Consider the following 20,478-nt stretch of genomic DNA (forward strand, 5'->3'; position numbering starts at 1 on the left):
CAGGCTTCAGGGGGCATCGGGGTGGACGAGGGCGACGTGGCCGCCGTACGCCGCCGAGACCAGCGCGGCCGCGCCGAGCAGCACGGCGGGCACCGCGTTGCCGCGGGCCCGGGCCAGGCCGGTGGCGACCGGCAGCAGCAGGCCGAAGGCGGGCAGCAGGAAGCGGGCCCGGGAGTTGAAGTAGGCGGCGTCGCCGAGGGCCAGGGCCAGCATCGCGGCGCTGTAGAGCAGCAGCACCGGCGGCTGCCGCTGGACCGCCGACAGCACCAGCAGCACGACGGCGGCCAGCAGGGTCGCGGCGGCGACCACGTCGACCAGCCAGACGGGTTCGGCGGCGGTCAGCAGCCGGCGGAAGGAGCGCAGCGTGGAGCGGCCGAAGTCGACGTGCGACTGCCAGGCGTCCTGCACCCGGAAGTAGCCGTCCCAGCGGCCCTTGCGCCGGCCGACCCAGGCGATGAAGCCGACCGAGCCGAGCGGGGCGAGCAGCGCCCCGGCGAGCGCCCGGGGGTTCCGGTGCCCCGGCAGGTCGAGCAGGGCGGCGACGCAGACCGCCAGCGCGAGGGTGAGCCCGGTGGGGCGGGTCAGGCCGGCGCAGCAGGTGAGCAGGCCGGCCGCGACCCAGCGGCGGCGCAGCGCGGCGTGCACGGCCCAGGCGGCGAAGGCGGTGAACAGCGCCTCCGAGTAGGCGGCGCTCTCCACCACGGCGTACGGCAGGACGCCCCACAGCACGGCCGCGAGCACCCCGACCCGGTCGCCGTGCAGCCGGGCGGCGACCGCGAAGACCCCCCACGCCGCGGCCAGCGACGCCGCCCAGGCCGCCGCGAGGGCCGCGGCGCCGACCGGCAGCAGCAGCGCGAGCAGGCGCACCGTCAGCGGGTAGCCGGGGAAGAACGCGTACGGCTCGTAGACGCCGTGCGGGCCGGGGACGGGCGCGGTGCCCGCGTAGCCGTGCAGGGCGATCTGCCGGTACCAGTAGGCGTCCCACATGCCGGCGAGCCGCCGCAGCCCGCCGGTGTCGCGGTGGGCGCCCCAGACGACCACGGCCAGCACGCCGAGCGCCCGGACGCCGAGGTAGCCGAGCAGCGCGGCGCGGACGGCGCGGCGCGGCGGGCGGAGGGCGCGGCGGCGGCCGGGGCCGGCGGTGCCGGCGGGCCCGGGCCCGGGCTCGGGTCCGGTCAGGACGCGGGTCACGGTCAGCGCTCCAGCAGGGTGACGGTGACGCCCTTGAGCGGGGTGCTGGTGGCCTTCGGGAAGGCCGCCCGGAGCGCGGCGGCCTCGGCGGGGTCGAAGCCCGCGTACGGCTCGCCGGTGCCGGGGGTGACCACCCAGACCCGCGGGACGCCGTCGAGGGCGGCGGCCGGGTCGTCGGTCAGCAGCGGGTACAGGTCGCCGCGTTCGACGGCGGTCTCGGTGACGAAGACGTCGTCGAGCCGGACCCGCGCGGGCAGGTAGACGTCGAGCGCGGTGGGGACGTCCGCGAAGACCGCGCGCCCGTACCGCAGCGGCGCGACGCCGTCGCCCGGCCGGTAGCCGTCGGCGATCAGCGCGGCGGCGGCGGCGCCGTCCCACCGGGTGTGCGAGTAGCGCTGGCGGATGTCGCGCTGGTCCTGCAGGCCGAACAGCAGCACGGCGGCCAGGCCGGCCACCGCGAGCGCCCGGGGCCGCAGCGCGGCCAGCCCGGCCCCGGCCAGCACCGTCCAGGCGGGCAGCGTGAAGAGCAGGTAGCGGTCGAGGAAGTACGAGGTGCCGCCCTGCGAGGCGAACCACAGCAGCGGGACCGGCAGGACGGCGATCAGCCCGGCCTCGGCGGCGGGCCGGCGCCCGGCCGGCCAGGCGAGCGGCAGCGCGGCGAGGGCGAGCACCAGCAGGCTGACCCAGGCCGAGCCGTACAGGCTGCGCCACATCGTCTCGGCGACGTACGGCAGGTCGGGCCGGGCCAGCCAGCCGAGCTGCCGGGTCACCTGCCGCCGCCCGAGCACGATCAGCGGCACCAGCGGCAGCAGCGCGCCGAGCGCGGCCGCCGGGTAGCCGACCAGCACGCCGCGCGCCCGACCGGTCCACCAGCGCCACCCGGCCACCGCCGCGTGCGGGACGATCAGCGCCAGCGCGAGCACGTGGAACAGCCCGGTGGCGAACAGCGCGGCCCCGTACGCCGTCCAGCGCCACCCGGTGGGCCGGTCCAGCGCGCGCAGCAGCAGCAGGGTCGCGAGCGCGGAGCACAGCACCGCGAACGCGTAGCCGCGGGCCTCCTGCCCGTACCGGGAGACCGCGGGGACGAGCGCGAACAGCAGCCCGGCCGCCAGGCCGGCGGCGGGGGTGAACAGCCGGCGGCCGATCAGCGCGACCAGGGCGGCGGCGCCGGTCATGGCCAGCGCGGAGGGCGTCCGCAGGGCGGCCGGCGAGTGCCCGAAGACCTCCGACCAGGCGTGGACCAGCAGGTAGTAGGCGCCGGTGACGGCGTCCAGGTGGGCCAGCAGGTGGAGGATCTGCCGCGGCGTGCGGTCGGCCGCGTTCCAGGTCGCCAGCTCGTCGTCCCACAGCAGCGGCCGCCCGATCCCGCGCAGGCAGTACACCAGCGTCAGCAGCGCGGGCCACAGCCACACCAGCCGGTACGCCGACGCCCCCACCGCCCGCAGCCGTTCCCGTCCCCGCCGCGGGCCGACCGGTCGCGCCCCGACGCCCTCGCGGGACGCGGGACCGCTGGCCGCGCCGACGGTCATCCGGCGGGACCGGGGCACCGGGCCGGGAAGCGGCGCGTTCGGGTGGACAGCACGCCCCCATCGAAACCACCCACCACCCGCCCGGACCACACGCCACGCCGCCGGTTCCCCCGAACGGAGCAGTGCCCCCGCCCCCGGAAGCCCCGTCGGGGCCGGGGCCGGGAGCAGTGGCCCCGCGGCCCTCAGACCAGCCGGCGCGCCGTCGCCCAGCGGGTCAGCTCGTGCCGGTTGGAGAGCTGGAGCTTGCGCAGCACCGCCGAGACGTGGCTCTCCACCGTCTTGACCGAGATGAACAGCTGCTTGGCGATCTCCTTGTAGGCGTAGCCGCGGGCGATCAGCCGCAGCACCTCGCGCTCGCGCTGGGTGAGCCGGTCGAGGTCCTCGTCGACCGGCGGGGTGTCGGTGGCGGCGAAGGCGTCGAGGACGAAGCCGGCCAGCCGGGGCGAGAAGACCGCGTCGCCGTCGGCGATCCGGAAGATCGCGTTGACCAGGTCGGTGCCGGTGATGGTCTTGGTGACGTAGCCGCGGGCGCCGCCGCGGATGACGCCGATGACGTCCTCGGCGGCGTCCGAGACGGACAGCGCGAGGAAGCGCACGCCCTCCGCGCCGGCCGAGCGGCGCAGCACCTCGACGCCGCCGCCGCCGGGCAGGTGGACGTCGAGCAGCACCACGTCGGGCCGGGTCTCGGCGACCACCCGGACCGCGGACTCGACGTCGTCGGCCTCGCCGACCACGTCGATGCCGGTCTCGTCGGTGCGCCCGATCTCGGCGCGCACGCCGGTGCGGAACATCCGGTGGTCGTCGACCAGCACCACCCGGGCCCGCCTGCCGGGTGCCGCCGTCCCTGACGCTGCGTCAGTCATCTGCCGCCCTCTCCATCTCCAGTTCGACCTCGGTCCCGCCGTCCGGCGCGGGCCGCACCCGCGCGGTGCCCCCGTTGCGCCGCATCCGGCCGATGATCGATTCGCGTACGCCCATGCGGTCCTCGGGGAGGTCCTCGGGGTCGAAGCCGGGGCCGTGGTCGCGGACGAACACCGACACCGTCCTCCCCTCCACCTCCGCGTAGACCTGGACCGGTCCACCGCCACCGTACTTGGCGGCGTTCACCATGGCTTCCCTGGCCGCCCGCATCTGCGAGGCGATCTTCTCGTCCATCGGGCAGTCGCCGACGCAGACCAGTTCGAGGTGGACGCCGTGCCGGTCCTCGACCTCGGCGACGATCGCCCGCAGGTGCTCGGCGAGGGTGTCGGGGGCGTCCTCGGCGGCGGCCTCGGGGCGGTACAGCCACAGGCGCAGTTCGCGTTCCTGGGCGCGGGCGAGGCGGAGCACCTCCTTGGGGTCCTCGGCCCGGCGCTGGATCAGGGTGAGGGTGTGCAGCACCGAGTCGTGGACGTGCGCGGCGATCTCGGCGCGCTCCTGGGCGCGGATGCGGGCGGTGCGCTCGGCGCCGAGGTCCTGCCACATCCGCAGCATGGACGGGCCGCCGAGGACCAGCACGCCGGCCACCACGGCCAGCGAGGACTCGACGACCAGGGCGAGCGGCGAGGCGACGCCCTGGGTGACGAAGTAGCCGATGATGCCGGCCACCACCAGCAGCACGCCGGCCAGCACCCGCAGGTAGGCGCCCTTGCGGCTGCCCGGCTCCAGGCCGAACCAGCTCTGCCAGCGCGAGTCGTCGGCCTGCCGCCAGACCAGGGCGACGCCGATGCCGACCGCGAGCAGCGGCCACACGTACGGCTTGGCGGTCTGGATACCGAGCGCGGACAGCAGCGCCATCACGCCGATGACCAGGGCGACCAGGGCGAACAGCTGGCCCATGCTGCCGGTCCGGCCGCGGCCCTCGACCGGGGCGGGGCGGTCGCCGTCCGCGCCGGGGGCGCCCTCGTCGCCGTGGAAGGTGCGTTCCAGCAGCTCGCGCAGCCGGCCGGAGCGGCCGGGGCCGGCGGCGGGGCGGCGGGCCGGGCGGTCGGCACCGGCGGCGGCCTGGTTGATGCCCAGCGGCACCACGACCCAGAACGCGGCGTACAGCAGGGCGCCGATGCCCTCGGAGAAGAACAGCACGATGAACGCCAGCCGCACCCAGGTGACGGGCACGCCGAGGTGGGTGGACAGGCCCTGGCAGACGCCGCCGAGGATCCGGCCGTGCGGGCTGCGGTAGAGCCGCCGGTAGGGCGGCGCGCCGGTGGGCGCCTCGGTCGGGGCGGGGTCGGTGGTTCTGGTCTCGGGTGCGGCCACGGCACCGATGGTGGCAGGTGCCGGTGCGGCCGCGCATCAGGGTCCGCCCCCGGAAGGGCCTCAGGGACAGTTCAGGGTCGCTCCCGGGCCCCGGACGGTTGGGCGGGGCCCGACGGGCCGGAAGGATGGGGGGCATGACGGACGACCAGATCCCGGTGGAACCGCCGGCCGCCCCCGCCGAGGGCCGCCCGGCGCTCACTCGCTCCTCCCGGCACCGGGTGGTGGCGGGCGTGTGCGGCGGCCTGGGCCGCTACCTGGACATCGACCCGGTGGTGTTCCGGGTGGTGATCGCGGTGCTCGGCCTGACCGGCGGGCTCGGGCTGTTCCTGTACGGCCTGGCCTGGCTGGTGGTGCCGCGGGAGGCGGCGGACGGCGAGGGCGGCCGCACCGAGCTGCAGCGGGTGCTGACCGGCCGGGTGGACGGCCAGTCGATCGGCGCGGTGCTGCTGACCGTGATCGGCACCGGGGTGTTCTTCTCCTCGATGGGCGACGGCGGGCAGCTGTTCCCGCTGCTGCTGCTGGCCGCGCTGGTGTTCCTGGCGCTGCGCTACGACCCGGAGCGGCGGCGCCGCTTCGAGGGCGACGACGACCCGCTGCCGCCCCCGCCGTCCGGCCCGCGGGACCGGCTGGAGGCGGACGGGCCGTTCGCGGACTGGAAGACCTGGGGCGAGACGGTCGGCCGCGACCTGCGCGGGAGCTGGAAGAACCGCGGCGCGGAGCTGCACGAGCGGTTGGCGGCCTGGCACGGCGAGCAGGCGGCCGGCGGCGGCGCCGCCCGTCCCGGCGGTGCCGCCACCGACGCCGAGCGGCCCGCGGACACCCCGCCGGTCGGCCCGTCCGGCTACCTGTGGGACCCGCGGCACCCGGAGCGCGACCCGTACGGCGGCGGGGGCGGCCCGGTGCCGCCGGGGGCGCCCGCACTGCCGTGGTGGCAGCGCACCGACCTGCCGGAGGGCGACCCGCTGCGCAAGGAGCCGCGCGAGGAGACCCACCAGGAGCGGATGGAACGCCGGATGGCGGAGCACCGGGTCCGGCAGCACGAGGCGATGGAGCGGCACCGGGCGAGCATGGAGCGGCACCGCGAGTGGAAGGCCCGCCGGAAGGCGGAGCGCGGCAACTCGGCGCTGGGGGCGTCGGCGGTGCTGGTGGCGGTGGGCGCGTCCTGGGCGGTGGCGGCGGCCGACCACGGGCAGCAGCGCTGGTCGACGGTGCTGGCGGTGGCGCTGCTGCCGCTGGGCCTGGCGATGGCGGTCAGCGCCCGCTGGGGGCGCACCCGCGGGCTGACCGTCCTGTCGCTGCTGGTGACGGCGGCCCTGGCGGTGTCGGCGGGCACCTCGGCGACGGTCGGCGACACCGTGGGCGACCGCGCCTGGTCGGCGACCGCGGCGGCGGACCTGCGCCCGGAGTACACGCTGCTGGCCGGTGACGCGGAGCTCGACCTGTCCGGGCTGGACCCGCACGGCACCACCCTGGCCACCGCGCTGCGGGTCGGCGCGGGCGACGTCCGGGTGGCCGTCCCGGACGGCGTGGAGCTGCGGCTGCGGATCCGCGACGGCGCGGGCGAGGTGTCCCTGCCGGACGGTCAGCGCTTCGACCACCCGTTCACCGACGAGGACGTGGTGATCGAGGTGCCGGACGGCGAGCCGTCGAAGGGCGTACTGGAGATCGCGGTGACCGTGGGCGCCGGCGACATCGAAGTGGAGCGGTGATGAGGAAGCATCGGTTCGACGTGTACGCGCTGATCGCGGGCGGGCTGTTCACCGCGCTGGCGGTGCTGTACCTGGTGGCCTCGCTGAACGACCGCGAGGTGAACAGCCGCTTCGTGCTGCCGCTGACGTGCATCGTGCTCGGCGCGGGCGGCCTGGCCGGCGCCCTGGTGGCGGCGTCCCGGCGCGGCCGGGGCGGCGCCCGGGACGACGACCGCAGCCTGGAGGACTGACCGGCGGGGTCAGGCCTTCTGCTGCGGGCCGAGCTCCAGCTGGTCGCCGTTCCTGGTGACGCCGTACTTCGGCAGCGGCTTCACCGCCGGGCCGGTGATCACGGCGCCGGTCGCGGCGTCGAACTCCGAGCCGTGGCACGGGCAGTAGAGCCTGCCGTCCTTGGGCGGGTTGACCGCGCAGCCGGAGTGGGTGCAGACCGAGGAGAGGCCGGCGTACTGCCCGGCGGCGGGCTGGACGATGTAGACGGCGTCGCCGTTGGCCGGGTCCTTGACGGTGGCGGAGCCGCCGACCGGGACCTGCGCGGCGGGCACCGAGGGACCGGGCTGCGGGACGGGGCTGGTGGCGCCGGTGCCGGTGGCGACGGGTGCGGCGTCGTCCCGGCCGAAGCCGGCGGTGAGCGAGCCGGAGAGCAGTCCGGCGCCGCCGAGCGCGACGGCCGCGATGCCGCCGTCGAGCAGCGCGCGGCGGCGCACCGCGTCCTCGGCGAGGCCGCGGGCCCGGTCGCGGGCGGCCCGGGCGGCGAGGTAGCCGTCGACCGACAGGTTGGGGGTGCCGGCCAGCAGCAGCGGCGTCCAGGCCATCAGGTAGGCGAGGTCGTTGCCGAGGTAGTACGGGGTGGTGTGGAAGCTCACGGTCAGCCAGAGCGTGGCGGAGAGCAGCACGCCGCCGAGCGCGGCGATCCGGCCCCACAGGCCGAACAGGGTGCCCAGGCCCACGGCGAGCTCGCCGAAGGCGACCAGCAGGCCGAAGAGGGTCGGCGCGTCGAGCGCGGGGCCGAGCGCCCAGCCGAGCGGGCTGCCGCCCTCGGCGGCCCGGGTCTGGGAGTAGAACGAGGCGGCGTCGCCGGCGCCGGCCAGGTAGTGCGCGTCGGAGAGCTTGTCGAAGGCGGCGTAGACGAAGGTCACCCCCAGGAACAGCCGCAGCGGCAGCAGCGCGAAGCGCGCGCCCAGGGCCTTCCACTCGCCGATCCTGCCGCCGGTCGTGCTGCCGGTCGTGCTGCCGGTCCCCGTCGCCATCGCCGTCGCCCTCTCCCTCGCCGCCTGCCGTCCGCCGACAGGATCGGGTCCGATTGTGCCCGGTGCCGCCCGCACACGGCCGCGCCGCCACTCCCCTGGCGCGGGGAGCGGCGGCGCGGTCACACGGTTGCCGGTGGGATCACTCCCACTCGATGGTGCCCGGCGGCTTGGAGGTGACGTCCAGGACGACCCGGTTCACGTCCTTGACCTCGTTGGTGATCCGGGTGGAGATCTTCGCCAGCACCTCGTAGGGCAGGCGCGACCAGTCGGCGGTCATCGCGTCCTCGGAGGAGACCGGGCGCAGCACGATCGGGTGGCCGTAGGTGCGGCCGTCGCCCTGCACGCCGACCGAGCGGACGTCGGCCAGCAGGACGACCGGGCACTGCCAGATCTCGGCGTCCAGGCCGGCCAGGGTGAGCTCCTCGCGGGCGATCGCGTCGGCCTCGCGGAGCAGTTCCAGGCGCTCCTTGGTGACCTCGCCGACGATCCGGATGCCCAGGCCGGGGCCGGGGAACGGCTGGCGCTGGACGATCTCGGCGGGCAGGCCGAGCTCCTGGCCGACCATCCGGACCTCGTCCTTGAACAGCTTGCGCAGCGGCTCGACGAGCTGGAACTCCAGGTCCTCGGGGAGGCCGCCGACGTTGTGGTGGGACTTGATGTTGGCGGTGCCGGTGCCGCCGCCGGACTCCACCACGTCCGGGTACAGGGTGCCCTGGACGAGGAACTCCACGGCCGGGCCCTCGTCGGCGATGATGTCGGCCTGGGCCTGCTCGAAGACCCGGATGAACTCGCGGCCGATGATCTTGCGCTTCTGCTCGGGGTCGGAGACGCCCGCCAGCGCGGTCAGGAAGCGCTCCTCGGCGTCGACCACGACCAGCTTGACGCCGGTGGCCGCGACGAAGTCCTTCTCGACCTGCTCGGTCTCGCCCTTGCGCATCAGGCCGTGGTCGACGTACACGCAGGTCAGCCGGTCGCCGATGGCGCGCTGCACCAGGGCGGCGGCGACCGCGGAGTCCACGCCGCCGGACAGGCCGCAGATGGCGCGCTTGTCGCCGACCTGCTCGCGGATCAGCGCGACCTGCTCCTCGACCACGTTGGTGGTGGTCCAGTCCGGGGAGATGCCGGCGCCGCGGTACAGGAAGTGCTCCAGCACCTGCTGGCCGTGCTCGGAGTGCATCACCTCGGGGTGGTACTGCACGCCGTACAGCTTGCGCTCGTCGTTCTCGAAGGCGGCGACCGGCACCACGTCGGTGGAGGCGGTGACGGTGAAGCCCTCGGGCGCGGCCGAGCAGGCGTCGCCGTGCGACATCCACACCGACTGCCGGTCCGGGGTGCCCTCGAACAGCGTGGAGCCGGAGCGGGTCACGGTCAGCGGGGTCCGGCCGTACTCGCGGGCGCCGCTGTTGTCGACGGTGCCGCCGAGGGTCTTGGCCATCAGCTGGAAGCCGTAGCACATGCCGAAGACCGGCACGCCCGCCTCGAAGAGCGCGCGGTCGAGCTGCGGGGCGCCCTCCTCGTAGACCGACGACGGGCCGCCGGAGAGGATGATCGCCCTGGGGTTCTTGGCGAGCATCTCGGCGACCGGCATGGAGCTGGGCACGATCTCGCTGTAGACCCGCGCCTCACGCACCCGGCGGGCGATGAGCTGGGCGTACTGGGCGCCGAAGTCGACGACCAGGACGGTGTCGTTCTCGGCTACGGACTGGGCGGGTGTATCAGCGGACACAGACGGCCTTCCGGCGGCGGTACGAGGGGGGTGTCACCCCCGAGTCTACCGGGAGCGTTTCACCCGACTGCCCGCGCCGCCGCCCGTGACCGCGCGGCCCGGCGAATCGTTGCACCGGGAGACCGCACGGCACGTCCGGCGCCCTCCAGGCGCTGGCGGCACCGCGCGGCGGAACCACGCGTGGATCATCTCCGGTCCACCGGTGCGCGTGGCGGGCACGGGCCCGCCGTGGGACCGCGCCCCGGTGCGGCGGTCGGGTCAGCAGGGGACAGCGAACCCGTCCGCGACCGGGCGGACCCGGGGTGTGGCGGCCGGTACCGGTGCCGGCCGCCACACCTCAGTCAGCCGCCACTCCGGCGTACGCCCCAGTACGCCCCCCGGGAGCACCCCGGGAGCACTCCGCGTGCACCCGGCACGCCCCGCAAGCCACTATCACGGACAGTGACCATCCCGGCCGGTCCGGTCCGGCGCTCCCGCGCGCCGTGTCCGGTTCCGGCCTTCCCCCCATTTACGTCGAATCGGTTGCACGGCAAGGCCCTCGTCCAGGACGATGCTTGGAAGGCGGGGGCTCACCGCACACCTCCGACCGAGGGTCGCCGTTGACGCGAACGGCTCCCGTCTCACGCTCCGTGAGGCCCATCCGGCCCCGGCGCGTGCCGTTGGACCACTTCTCCGCGACGGCGCTCCTCCCCCGGCGCCGTCACACCAGCACCGGCGCGGCCCTGACGCCGGGTGCTGTGACAAAGGGCCCCGTTCCCCCGCGGGGCCCTTTGCCCTGTCCGGGCCGGGACCGGGTCAGGTTCAGCCCTCGGTGGGGCGGCGGTACGCGGCGTGCGGGTCGCCGTCCCGGTCGAGCGCGACGGCGGCGGCCGGCGGCTCTTCGACCACCAGCTCGACCGAGCCGTGCGCGAGGGTGTCGGTCACGGTCCGTCCCGGCAGCACCGGCGACCCGGTGGGCAGCGGCGGCGCGGCGGGCACCGGCGGGACGGCCGGGGCGGTGGGCGGGAGCGGCGGGAGCGGCGGGGCGGGGAGCGGCGCGGGGGTGCCGCGCACGGCGTCCAGCACGGCGGGCACCACCAGCGCGCCGAGCAGCGCCCAGACGGCGGCGGCGACCAGCACCGACGTCACCGACCAGCCGAGGCTGTCCCGGCTCTGCACCGAGAAGCCGCCGACCGCGGCGGCGTTGCGGCGGTCCTGGGTGGCCCACATCGAGGTGCCGAGCAGCAGCACGGCGGTGAGCGCCGCGTACAGGCCGGCCAGCACGGCCCGGTCGCGCGGGGCGAGCCGGCCCCGGTGGGCGGACCAGCCGAGCGCCAGCGCGGCGGCCAGCGGCAGCAGCGCCGCGAACCACCAGCCGTCGCCGTGGCCGCCCAGGTCGAACAGCGACATCGACTCGTGGCCGAGCCCGAAGGCGCCGGCCGAGAGCAGGGTCGCGCCGCTGCCGACGCCGTGGATCAGCAGGCCGTTGTTGGTGACCAGGCCCAGCACGTCGCTGTGCGGGAAGGTCTTCTCCTCGGCCAGCTGCACCACCAGCGCGACGACGGTGAGCAGCACCAGCAGGCCGCCGAGCACCCGGGCGGCGTGCTGCCAGGCGAGCAGCAGGCTGCCCAGCCAGCCGCGCCGGGCGGCCTCGGCGCGCAGCGCGGCCGCGCCGTCCACGGCCAGCACCAGGACGGCCGCGGCCAGGCCCGAGGTCAGCACCAGCGGCAGCAGCGCCGGGCCGATCTCGATCTTCAGCGCGTCGCCCTTGGCGCCGAGGGACGAGTCGTGGCCGGCCAGCCAGCCCAGCAGCAGCGCGACCGCGGCGGACAGCGCGCCGGTGCGCAGCGCCTGCAGGCCGGCGGCGGCCGCGGCGGGCTCGGCGAGGGCGGCGCGGCGGCGGCCGCGGGCGGCGAGGTGCAGGCCGCACCAGAGCGCCAGCAGCCAGCCCAGCGAGACCGCGTACATGATCAGGTGGCTGTCGCCGGAGATGGTGTCGGCCTTGCTGCCGGGCGCGCTCATCACCATCCGCAGCGGGGCGCCGAGGCCGGTGAGGACCAGCGTCAGCCAGGTCTGGAAGCCCTCGGCCGACCAGTCGGTGGTGAACAGGCCCGAGCTGTCGCTGCCGTCGTCGGTGCCGGCGCCGATCACGGCGGCCAGCACCAGCAGGGCGGTCGGCGCGATCAGCACCCGGCCCGCGGTGAGCCAGCCGCGGGAGAGCAGCGGCGCCTCCCGGGTGTGGTGGATCCGGCCGGCGCCCCACGGGGAGGGTCCGGCCGCGGCCGGACCGGCGTCCTCGATCACGTCGCCGATGGCGGGCGCGGCGACCGGCCGACCGCAGTTGGCGCAGGTCACCGCGGGGTCGGGCGAGGCCGCTCCGCAGGACGGGCAGATGGGCATGGTCGGGTCCCCCCAGGGTGGTTCGTGTTCGAGGGCCCGTTTATCCCACCGGGGGTAAAGGAATGTCAATCGCCTTCCGGGGCCCTGCGGGGCACCTCGGGGACGGGCAGCAGCGGCAGCCGCAGTTCGCCGAACGCCCCTGCGGGGACGGCGGGTTGGCGCGGTGCGACGGGCGGCACCGGCCGGTAGGCGGCGCCCGGTTCGGGGCGCGGGTCGGCCTCGCCCCGGTTGGGCCACATCGACATGGCGCGCTCGGCCTGCGCGGTGATCGTCAGCGAGGGGTTGACGCCCAGGTTGGCGGAGACCGCGGAGCCGTCGACGACGCTGATCCCCGGGTGCCCGTACAGCCGGTGGTAGGGGTCGACGACGCCGGTCTCGGCGCTGTCGCCGATCGGGCAGCCGCCGAGGAAGTGCGCGGTGAGCGGGATGTCGAAGATCTCGCCGGCGGTGGAGCCGGGGAAGCCGTTGATGGAGGCGGCGAGCGCCCGGGCGCCCTCCTCGGCGGCCGGGATCCAGCTGGGGTTGGGCGCGCCGTGGCCCTGCCGGGAGGTGAGCTTCCCGTTCTTCAGCGAGACGGTCAGCGAGTTGTCGAGGGACTGCATGACCAGGCCGATGATGGTCTTCTCCGACCAGCGGTGCTGGTTCATCGACTGGACGAAGGTCCACGGGTGCCGGGCGGCGGTGCCGAGGTAGCGCAGCCAGCGCGGTCCGCGTCCGGCGCCGCTCACCTGCTGGATGGAGAGCGCGCCCATCGCGTTGGAGCCCCGCCCGTAGCGGACCGGCTCGATGTGGGTGTTCTCGTCGGGGTGGACCGAGGAGGTGATGGCCACGCCCCGGGTGAAGTCGGGGCGCTCCCCGTAGCGCCGGGTGGAGGTCTGCGCGCCGACCAGCGCTTCGGAGTTGGTGCGGGTGAGGTGGCCGAGCCGGGCGGAGATCCGGGGCAGCAGCCCGCCCTCGCGCATCCGGTGCAGCAGCGTCTGGGTCCCGTAGGTGCCGGCCGCGACGACCACCCGCTCGGCGGTGATCGTGCGCGCCCCGGCCCGCCGGGCTCGCTGGGTGCGGGCGTCGGTGGGCAGCACGTCGACCGCGTAGCCGTCGCCGTGCGGGCGCAGCCGCCGCACGGTGGTCATCGGCCGGATCTCGGCGCCGGCCCGCTCGGCCAGGTACAGGTAGTTCTCGGTGAGGGTGTTCTTGGCGCCGTGCCGGCAGCCGGTCATGCACTCGCCGCACTCGGTGCAGGCCCGGCGGCGGGGTCCGGCGCCGCCGAAGTACGGGTCGTCGACCTCGTCGCCGGGCGCGGCCTCGGCCTCGCCGGTGCCGTCCCGGCCGTCGCCGAAGAACACCCCGACCGGCGCCAGGTGGAAGGTGTCGCCGCAGCCCATCGCCTCGGCGGCGGCCTTCAGGTGCACGTCGGAGGGGGTCATGGTCGGGTTGAGGCGCACGCCGAGCATCCGCCGGGCCTGGTCGTAGAACGGGTCGAGCTCGGCCTGCCAGTCGGTGATGTGCCGCCACTGCCGGTCCTCGAAGAACGCCTTCGGCGGGACGTACAGGGTGTTGGCGTAGTTCAGCGAGCCGCCGCCGACGCCCGCCCCGGCCAGGATCAGCACGTTGCGCAGCAGGTGGATGCGCTGGATGCCGTAGCGGCCGAGGGCGGGTGCCCACAGGTAGTCGCGCAGGTTCCAGGAGGTGCTGGGCAGTTCCTCGCGGCGGAACCGGCGCCCGGCCTCCAGGACGGCGACCCGGTAGCCCTTCTCGGTGAGCCGCAGGGCCGCGACCGAGCCGCCGAAGCCCGAACCGACCACCACGACGTCGTAGTCGTACGACACTGCTGCCCCCTCTGGGAATGGCTACTTCAGCCGGAACGCCTTCATCAGCTTCAGGCCGGTGGTGAAGAGCTCGGCGAACTTGCGGTCGTCCATGCCCATCGACGGGCCGATCGGCAGCAGCCGCTGCACGGCGATGGTCTGCGCCTCGGTGTAGCGCAGGATGCCCTCGGCGCCGTGCCGCCGGCCGAGGCCGGAGTCGCCCATGCCGCCCATCGGCGAGGCCACCGAGCCGTAGGCGGCGGCGTAGGCCTCGTTGACGTTGACGGTGCCGGTGCGCAGCCGGGCGGCGACCCTGCGGCCGCGGGCGGTGTCCTTCGTCCAGACCGAGGAGTTCAGCCCGTACGGGGTGGAGTTGGCGGCGGTGACGGCCTCGTCCTCGGTGTCGAAGCGGTAGACGGAGACGACCGGGCCGAAGGTCTCCTCGGCGCAGACCGCCATGTCGGGGGTGACGCCGTCCAGGATGGTGGGCTCGTGGAACAGCGGGCCCAGGTCGGGCCGGGCCCGCCCGCCGGCCAGCACGGTGGCGCCGGCCTTGACGGCCTCCTCGACGTGCCGGGTGACGGTCTCCAGCTGGCGGGCGGAGACCAGCGAGCCCATGTCGGCGCCGTAGGCGAGGCCGCCGCCCAGGCGCAGCGCGGCGGTCTTCTCGGCGAACTTCGCGAGGAAGGCGTCGGCGACCGAGCGGTGCACGTAGAGCCGCTCGATGGAGATGCAGAGCTGGCCGGCCGAGGAGAAGCAGGCCCGGACGGCGCCGGCGGCGGCCCGGTCGAGGTCGGCGTCGGCGAGGACCAGCATGGCGTTCTTGCCGCCGAGTTCGAGCGAGGCGCCGATCAGCCGTTCGGCGGCCCGGCGGGCGACGTCCCGGCCGGTGCGGGTGGAGCCGGTGAAGGCGACGTAGTCGGCGCGCTCGACGACCTGCGGGCCGACCACCGGGCCGTCGCCGAGGACGATCTGCCAGGCCTGCGGGGGCAGACCGGCCTCGACGAACAGCTCCCGGGCCCACAGCGCGGTGAGCGCGGTCTGGGTGTCCGGCTTGTTGACGACGGCGTTGCCGGCCACCAGGGCGGGCAGGGCGTCGCCGACGGAGAGTTCCAGCGGGTAGTTCCAGGGCGAGATCTGGCCGACCACGCCCTTGGGCCGGCGGGCCTCGACGGCGCTGGTCAGGCCGGGCACGGCGCCGCCCCGGCGGCGGTCGCGCAGGTAGGAGGCGGCGGCGCGGCCGTAGTGCCGGGCCGCCGAGGCGACCGCCATCACCTCCTCGAAGGCGTGCAGCCGGGCCTTGCCGGTCTCCGCCTGGATCAGGTCGAGCACCTCGTCCTGCCGCGCGAGCAGCAGGTCGTGGAAGCGCAGCAGGACGCCGGCCCGGTGCCGCACCGACAGCGCGGCCCAGGCCGGCTGGGCGCGGCGGGCCCGGTCGAAGGCCTGCTGGACGTCCTGTTCCGAGGACAGCGGCAGGGTGGCCAGCGGCTCGCCGGTCAGCGGCGCGATCGTCTCGGTGCTCTCCCCGCCGGACGCGGTGACGCCCTTGGCCAGCCGCGCGACCAGCGCGGCCGGCACCGCCGAGGCGACGTCGCGTGCCGCACCCTTCGCCGCGGGGTTGCGCCGGGTCTGGCTCGTGCTCTCCGTCATGCGGGCAGCCTAGGCCCTGAACCCCGACTTGTGTACCCGTCGGTAACACAAAAGGCGGTGCGCGGCCCGCCGGGGTCAGATGGTGGGCTGGAAGTTGTTCAGCACGGTGGTGAACTGCCGCAGGCTCTCCAGCCAGTCCTTCTCCGGGCCGGACACGTACACCATGAACGCGGTGCCGTCCGGGCGCCGGAACTCGACCTCCTTGGCGTGCCGGCGGGCGTCCTTCGCGCCGAAGCTGAACTCCCACACCGCGCCCTCCTGCCCGCGGATCTTGGCGGCGGACAGGCTGGTGGTCTGGAAGTCCTTGAGGCTCTTGCCCAGCGCGGCCTCCATCTGCAGCAGGTGCTCCTGCGGGGAGAGCGGCTGGCCGACGATGACCGCGAACTGCAGGAAGTGGTCCTGGCCGTCGGGCGAGTAGTAGACCTGGCCGGCCTTCTCGCTGCGCACCCAGGTGCCGTTGGTCGGCAGCAGGAAGCGGAACCCGGCCGGGTCGTCCTGCCAGGCGTACCCGGCGGGCGCGGGCGCGCCGCTGGGCAGCGGGCTGTCCGAGGGCAGCGGGTTGTCGGCGCCGCCGGTCGGCCCCGGCTCGCGGGTGACCGTCACGTTCACGTGCCGGTGGGTCAGGTAGTACGCGCCGCCACCGCCCGCCGCGGCGAGCAGCAGCACGCCGACCACCGCCCACAGCAGCGCCCGGCGCGGCCGCCGGGCGGGCTCCGCCGGGGCCTGCGGCCGGACGGGGACCGGGGTGGGCGCGGGCTCAGCGGCCGGTTCGGGGGCCGGCGGCTCCGCGGTCCGGTCGACCACCGGGACGACCTGGGTGGGCAGCCGGGGCGCGCCCGCCTGCTCGGGGACGCGGATGCTGAGGGTGTGCCCGTCGGCGACCTCGCGCAGCATCCGGCCCGCCTCGTCGGCGCCGGGCCGCTCCGCCGGGTCCTTGGCCATCAGCGCGGCCAGCACCGGGCCGAGCGCGGCGGCCCGGGCCGGGGTGGGCAGCGGTTCGTCGACGACGGCGGTGAGCGTGCTGAGCGGGTTGTCGCGGCGGAACGGCGACTCGCCCTCGACCGCGTGGTAGAGCGTCGCGCCCAGCGCCCACAGGTCGGAGGCCGGCCCGGGCCGCTGGCCCTGGGCCCGTTCCGGGGCCAGGTAGTCGGGCGAGCCGACCAGGTCGCCGGGGCGGGTGATGTCCATCGCGCCCTCGAACTTGGCGATGCCGAAGTCGAGCAGCACGACCCGTCCGGTGCCGTGCTCCAGCAGCACGTTGGCGGGCTTGACGTCGCGGTGCAGCACCCCCAGCTGGTGGCCGCGGTGCAGGGCGGCGAGCACCTGGAGGCCGACGTCGGCCGCCTCCCGGGGCGTCAGGGTGCCGTCCTGGCTGATGACGTCGGACAGGGCGCGGCCGTCCACCAGCTCCATCACGATCCACGGCCGGCCGTCCTGCTCCAGCACGTCGTGGATGGTGATGACGCCCGGGTGCTTGATCCGGGCCGCGGCCCGGGCCTCGCGCTTCATCCGGGACTGCAGGATCTCCAGGTCCTCCTCCGAGAGGTGGCTGACCGTCAGTTCCTTGACGGCGACCTCCCGGTCCAGCATCTCGTCCCTGGCCCGCCAGACGGTCCCCATCCCGCCGCGTCCCAGGCGCTCGCCGAGCGCGTACCGCCCGGCCAGCAGACGGCCGGTCGACTGGTCCTGTGCGCCCATGACCGTCCCCCCTTCACTTCCCCCACCGCCGGTCGGACGGGGTCCTGGCAGACCGTGTGCCTGCTCGCACCGACGGTTCAGGAGGCAAGCCTAGGCTGCCCGGCGCCCCCCGGGAATCACGCCCCGGCGAACGGATCGCCCGGTGACCGTCCGCGCCCGGACCGCGACGCTCAGCCCCGGGCGCGCCCGGTCCGGCGCGCTCAGCCCGCGAACGCGACGATCCCGGCGAGCGCGCCGACCAACAGCACCAGCACGCCCCCGATCAGCAGCGGCCCGAGCAGCCTCGCCGGTATCCGCGGCGTCCGCGCCGGGGCCTGACGCTCCGCCACCCGCCCGTCCGGCCGCCGGTCCGCCCGGGCCGACCGGCGGCCGCGCGGCCGCGGCACCAGCGGGCCCGCCGCGGGCCGGGGCACCGGCAGCGGCGGCTCGGCCGGGCCGCCCAGGCCCGGTTCGGGGGCGAACGCCAGCAGCTCGCGCAACTCCCGCTGCACGGCGACCGCGTCGGGCCGCAGCGCCGCATCCGGCCGCAGCAGCCGCTCGACCAGCGGCCGCAGCGGCCCGCAGCCGTCGGCCGGGTGGTGGTGCCCGTCCCGGACGGCCGCCAGCAGCGTCGGCAGGTCGGCCTCCGGGTACGGGCCGCGGCCGGTCAGCAGCCGGTACAGCAGCACCCCCAGCGCCCAGGTGTCGGCGGGGGCGCCCGCGTCGATCGCCCAGCGCTCGGCGAGCGCACCGAGCATCAGCGCCCGGGTCTCGTACACCCGGCGCGGCACCTCGCCGCCCAGCGCCGCGCACAGCTCCTCCTCGGCGGCGCCCAGCAGCAGCCCGCCGAGCATCGCCGCGCCGTCCTCGCAGACCAGCACCGTGCGCAGGGTCAGGTTCCCGTGCGTCAGCCCGGCCTCGTGCACCGAGCGCAGCGCGCCCGCCAGGTCCGCGCCGATCTCCGCGACCCGGTACGGCGGGAGCGGGCCCTCGGCAGCCAGCCGCTCCAGCGGCACCCCCGGCACCGCCTCCTCGGCGACCCACAGCACCTCGCCCTCGGGCCCGGCCGCGAGCCCGCGCAGCAGCCTCGGGTGCGTCCCGGCGGCCGCCGCGACCTGCGCGACCCGCGCGGTCAACCGCGGCCCGTACGACGGTGCGGGCGCGCCCAACGGGTGCCCGGGCACCAGCAGTTCGGGCAGTTCCAGCCCGAACAGCCGCACCCGCGCCCCACTGTGGACGTCCACCGCGGGGAGACCGACCTCACCCTCCGAACGGTCCGTCACCCGGTACCGTCCGGCCACCACTTGCCCCGGGGCCGCTCGCATGCCTGTTCCTCACGCCGTAGTCCCGTCAGCGTACGGCCCCCGCCTGCCCCCGCCACCGCCCGGTACGCGCATTCCCCGCCGATCCGGAGCCGCCCCCACCGCTCCCGCGCCCCACCGCCCCGCCCCGGCGCCGCCCTCCCCCGCCGGGCGTGCCGGCTCCCGCCCCGCCGGCGGGCACCTCGCTCCGCCGCCCCAACTCCCGTCCGGCGAAAGGCCCTTCCCGCCCCCGCCCCGACCGCGCTCCCCACCCCGCCCCGGTCTCCCGCCCCGCCGGCCGGCGCCCGCCTCCCCCCTCCTGCGCCGGGCTACGGCGCGGGCTGGAAACTCTCGAACGAGATCCGCCGGGCCAGCGAGCCGTCCGCCGCCGACCAGACCTCCTCGGGCATGGTCCAGTAGATCGCGTACCCGTACTTGCCGTTGCCGGTGACGAAGCCCCGGTTGAGCGAGTGCAGCAGGGTGCCGGTCTTGCCGGTGTAGGTCCACTCCCAGTCGGCGGCGTTGGTCCAGTCCCGGTAGGCGACGGACTCGACCCTGACCTTGCGGTAGTTGGTCATCTTCGCGTTGCGGTCGGCCGCCTGCCAGTCCTTCAGCGCGCTGTCCCCGGCGGGCGACTGCCAGTCGACGACCAGGCGCAGGCCGCGGCCCTCGAAGCGGCGGCTGGTGGCGCGGTAGTCCTGCCCCTGGTCGGCCAGCCAGTCGGGCAGCGTGATGCTGAACCCGGACGGGTCCTTGTGGACGGTGTACCCGGGCGGGGTCTGCCCGGGCGGGAGCAGCGGCGACGGCGTGGCCGAGGCCTGCCCGGAGGCGTCGGCGGAGGCGGGGGCCGAGGCCGAGGCCGGAGCCGAGGCGGGGGCGGAGACCGGGGCGGACGCCACCGGCGACTGCCCCGCCGCGTCCGCCGAGCCGCCGCCGCCCTTCCCCTTCGGCCAGAACACCACCAGCGCCGCGACCAGCGCCAGCACGGCGAGCACCGCCCCGCCGGTCAGCAGCGCGCGCCGCCGGCCCGCTGCGGCGGGCCGGTCCGCGGTCGGCGCCTCGACGGTCCGGGCGGCCTGCGGCGGCGCGGCGGCCGGTATCGCGGCGGGCGCCGGGGCCGGGGCGGGCACGGTGACCGTCTCGGCCTCGGGCAGCGGCTTCCCGGCGGCGACCATTTCGAGCAGCGGGCGGGCCGTCTCGGCGTCCATCCGCCGGTCCGGGTCCTTCTCCAGCAGTCCCTCGATGACGGTCCGCAGCGGTCCGGCGTTGCGCGGCTCCGGCAGCGGTTCGGTCATCACGGCGGTGAGGGTGGCCAGCGCGTCGCCCCGGTCGTACGGCGGGACGCCCTCGACCATCGCGTACAGCGTGCCGCCCAGCGACCACAGGTCGGACGGCGGTCCGGGGAGCTTGCCGCGGGCGCGTTCGGGGGCGATGTAGGAGGGGGCGCCGACCAGCATGCCGGTGGAGGTGATGGAGGTGTCGCCCTCGACGCTGGCGATGCCGAAGTCGGTGAGCACGGTCCGCCCGTCCTCGCCGATCAGCACGTTGGACGGTTTGACGTCCCGGTGCAGCACGCCCTGGCGGTGCGCGGCGCCGAGCACGCCGAGCAGGTCGAGCGCGACGGCGGCGGCCCGCCGGGGGGTGAGCGGACCGTCCTCGGCGACCACGTCGGCCAGCGAGCGGCCGGCCACCAGCTCCATCACGATCCACGGCCGGTCGTCCTCCTCGACCACGTCGTAGACGGTGACGGCCGCGGTGTGCCGGATCCGGGCGGCGGCCTTGGCCTCGCGCCGGGTGCGGGCGACCAGCCGGTGCCGTTCGATCTCGTCGACGGTGCCGGTCATCCGGAGCTCCTTGACCGCGACGATCCGGCCGAGCAGTTCGTCCTCGGCCCGCCAGACGGTGCCCATGCCGCCGCGCCCGAGCACCTCGCCGAGCCGGTAGCGGTCCGCCAGCAGGCGTCCGGACGGTTCCTGCGGCTGCGTCATCGGTGCGCTCTCCCCATGGTGTTGCGGCCCTCGGCGGGCAC

Annotated in this window: 14 protein-coding genes; 2 read left to right on the forward strand and 12 right to left on the reverse strand. The window is 76.1% G+C overall.

Translation table 11 applies throughout. The features are described 5' to 3' along the window. Nucleotides 1–6: 6 nt before the first annotated feature. The 4 genes from ACZ3J7_RS23185 to ACZ3J7_RS23200 all read right to left on the reverse strand — a co-directional run bounded on the left by ACZ3J7_RS23185 (nucleotide 7) and on the right by ACZ3J7_RS23200 (nucleotide 4,955). Nucleotides 7–1,191 (reverse strand): hypothetical protein, encoded by a 1,185-nt coding sequence (locus ACZ3J7_RS23185; protein WP_465624247.1) that lies wholly within the window; start codon nucleotides 1,189–1,191, stop codon nucleotides 7–9. A 2-nt stretch (nucleotides 1,192–1,193) separates the two neighbouring features. Next, nucleotides 1,194–2,720 (reverse strand): glycosyltransferase family 39 protein, encoded by a 1,527-nt coding sequence (locus ACZ3J7_RS23190; protein ID WP_465624249.1) that lies wholly within the window; start codon nucleotides 2,718–2,720, stop codon nucleotides 1,194–1,196. Nucleotides 2,721–2,902: 182 nt separating this feature from the next. Then, nucleotides 2,903–3,583, reverse strand: coding sequence for a LuxR C-terminal-related transcriptional regulator (locus ACZ3J7_RS23195; RefSeq protein WP_465624251.1), 681 nt, complete (start codon nucleotides 3,581–3,583; stop codon nucleotides 2,903–2,905). Then, a complete protein-coding gene (locus tag ACZ3J7_RS23200) occupies nucleotides 3,576–4,955 on the reverse strand; it encodes a PspC domain-containing protein (RefSeq protein ID WP_465624254.1) in 1,380 nt (459 codons plus the stop codon). The genes ACZ3J7_RS23195 and ACZ3J7_RS23200 overlap by 8 nt, the downstream gene beginning before the upstream one ends. A gap of 134 nt (nucleotides 4,956–5,089) precedes the next feature. On the opposite strand from ACZ3J7_RS23200, the gene ACZ3J7_RS23205 reads away from it, so the two are divergent. Both ACZ3J7_RS23205 and ACZ3J7_RS23210 read left to right on the forward strand, forming a co-directional pair. Then, entirely contained in the window at nucleotides 5,090–6,664 is a 1,575-nt protein-coding gene (locus ACZ3J7_RS23205) for a PspC domain-containing protein (RefSeq protein WP_465624256.1), read from the forward strand. After that, nucleotides 6,664–6,894, forward strand: coding sequence for a hypothetical protein (locus ACZ3J7_RS23210; RefSeq protein WP_465624259.1), 231 nt, complete (start codon nucleotides 6,664–6,666; stop codon nucleotides 6,892–6,894). The genes ACZ3J7_RS23205 and ACZ3J7_RS23210 overlap by 1 nt, the downstream gene beginning before the upstream one ends. 9 nt (nucleotides 6,895–6,903) lie before the next feature. Here ACZ3J7_RS23210 and ACZ3J7_RS23215 read toward each other — a convergent pair whose 3' ends face one another. The 8 genes from ACZ3J7_RS23215 to ACZ3J7_RS23250 form a co-directional block, all read right to left on the reverse strand. Further along, entirely contained in the window at nucleotides 6,904–7,911 is a 1,008-nt protein-coding gene (locus ACZ3J7_RS23215; protein ID WP_465624262.1) for a Rieske 2Fe-2S domain-containing protein, read from the reverse strand. A gap of 139 nt (nucleotides 7,912–8,050) precedes the next feature. Beyond that, nucleotides 8,051–9,637 (reverse strand): glutamine-hydrolyzing GMP synthase, encoded by a 1,587-nt coding sequence (gene guaA / locus ACZ3J7_RS23220; RefSeq protein ID WP_465624265.1) that lies wholly within the window; start codon nucleotides 9,635–9,637, stop codon nucleotides 8,051–8,053. Between the two features lie 801 nt (nucleotides 9,638–10,438). Next, nucleotides 10,439–12,016 carry a hypothetical protein gene (locus ACZ3J7_RS23225; RefSeq protein ID WP_465624267.1) on the reverse strand — a complete coding sequence of 526 codons (1,578 nt, stop codon included), beginning with the start codon at nucleotides 12,014–12,016 and terminating at the stop codon, nucleotides 10,439–10,441. Between the two features lie 65 nt (nucleotides 12,017–12,081). Next, nucleotides 12,082–13,842, reverse strand: coding sequence for a GMC oxidoreductase (locus tag ACZ3J7_RS23230; RefSeq protein ID WP_465624269.1), 1,761 nt, complete (start codon nucleotides 13,840–13,842; stop codon nucleotides 12,082–12,084). A gap of 21 nt (nucleotides 13,843–13,863) precedes the next feature. After that, complete coding sequence (locus tag ACZ3J7_RS23235) at nucleotides 13,864–15,471, reverse strand: succinic semialdehyde dehydrogenase (protein WP_465624271.1); 1,608 nt, start codon at nucleotides 15,469–15,471, stop codon at nucleotides 13,864–13,866. A gap of 75 nt (nucleotides 15,472–15,546) precedes the next feature. Further along, nucleotides 15,547–17,169, reverse strand: coding sequence for a serine/threonine-protein kinase (locus tag ACZ3J7_RS23240; protein WP_465624274.1), 1,623 nt, complete (start codon nucleotides 17,167–17,169; stop codon nucleotides 15,547–15,549). 200 nt (nucleotides 17,170–17,369) lie between these two features. Continuing rightward, entirely contained in the window at nucleotides 17,370–18,392 is a 1,023-nt protein-coding gene (locus ACZ3J7_RS23245; RefSeq protein WP_465624278.1) for a protein kinase, read from the reverse strand. A gap of 386 nt (nucleotides 18,393–18,778) precedes the next feature. After that, nucleotides 18,779–20,437 (reverse strand): serine/threonine-protein kinase, encoded by a 1,659-nt coding sequence (locus tag ACZ3J7_RS23250; RefSeq protein WP_465624281.1) that lies wholly within the window; start codon nucleotides 20,435–20,437, stop codon nucleotides 18,779–18,781. Nucleotides 20,438–20,478 lie beyond the last annotated feature (41 nt).

Source organism: Kitasatospora sp. NPDC015121 (assembly GCF_055562955.1).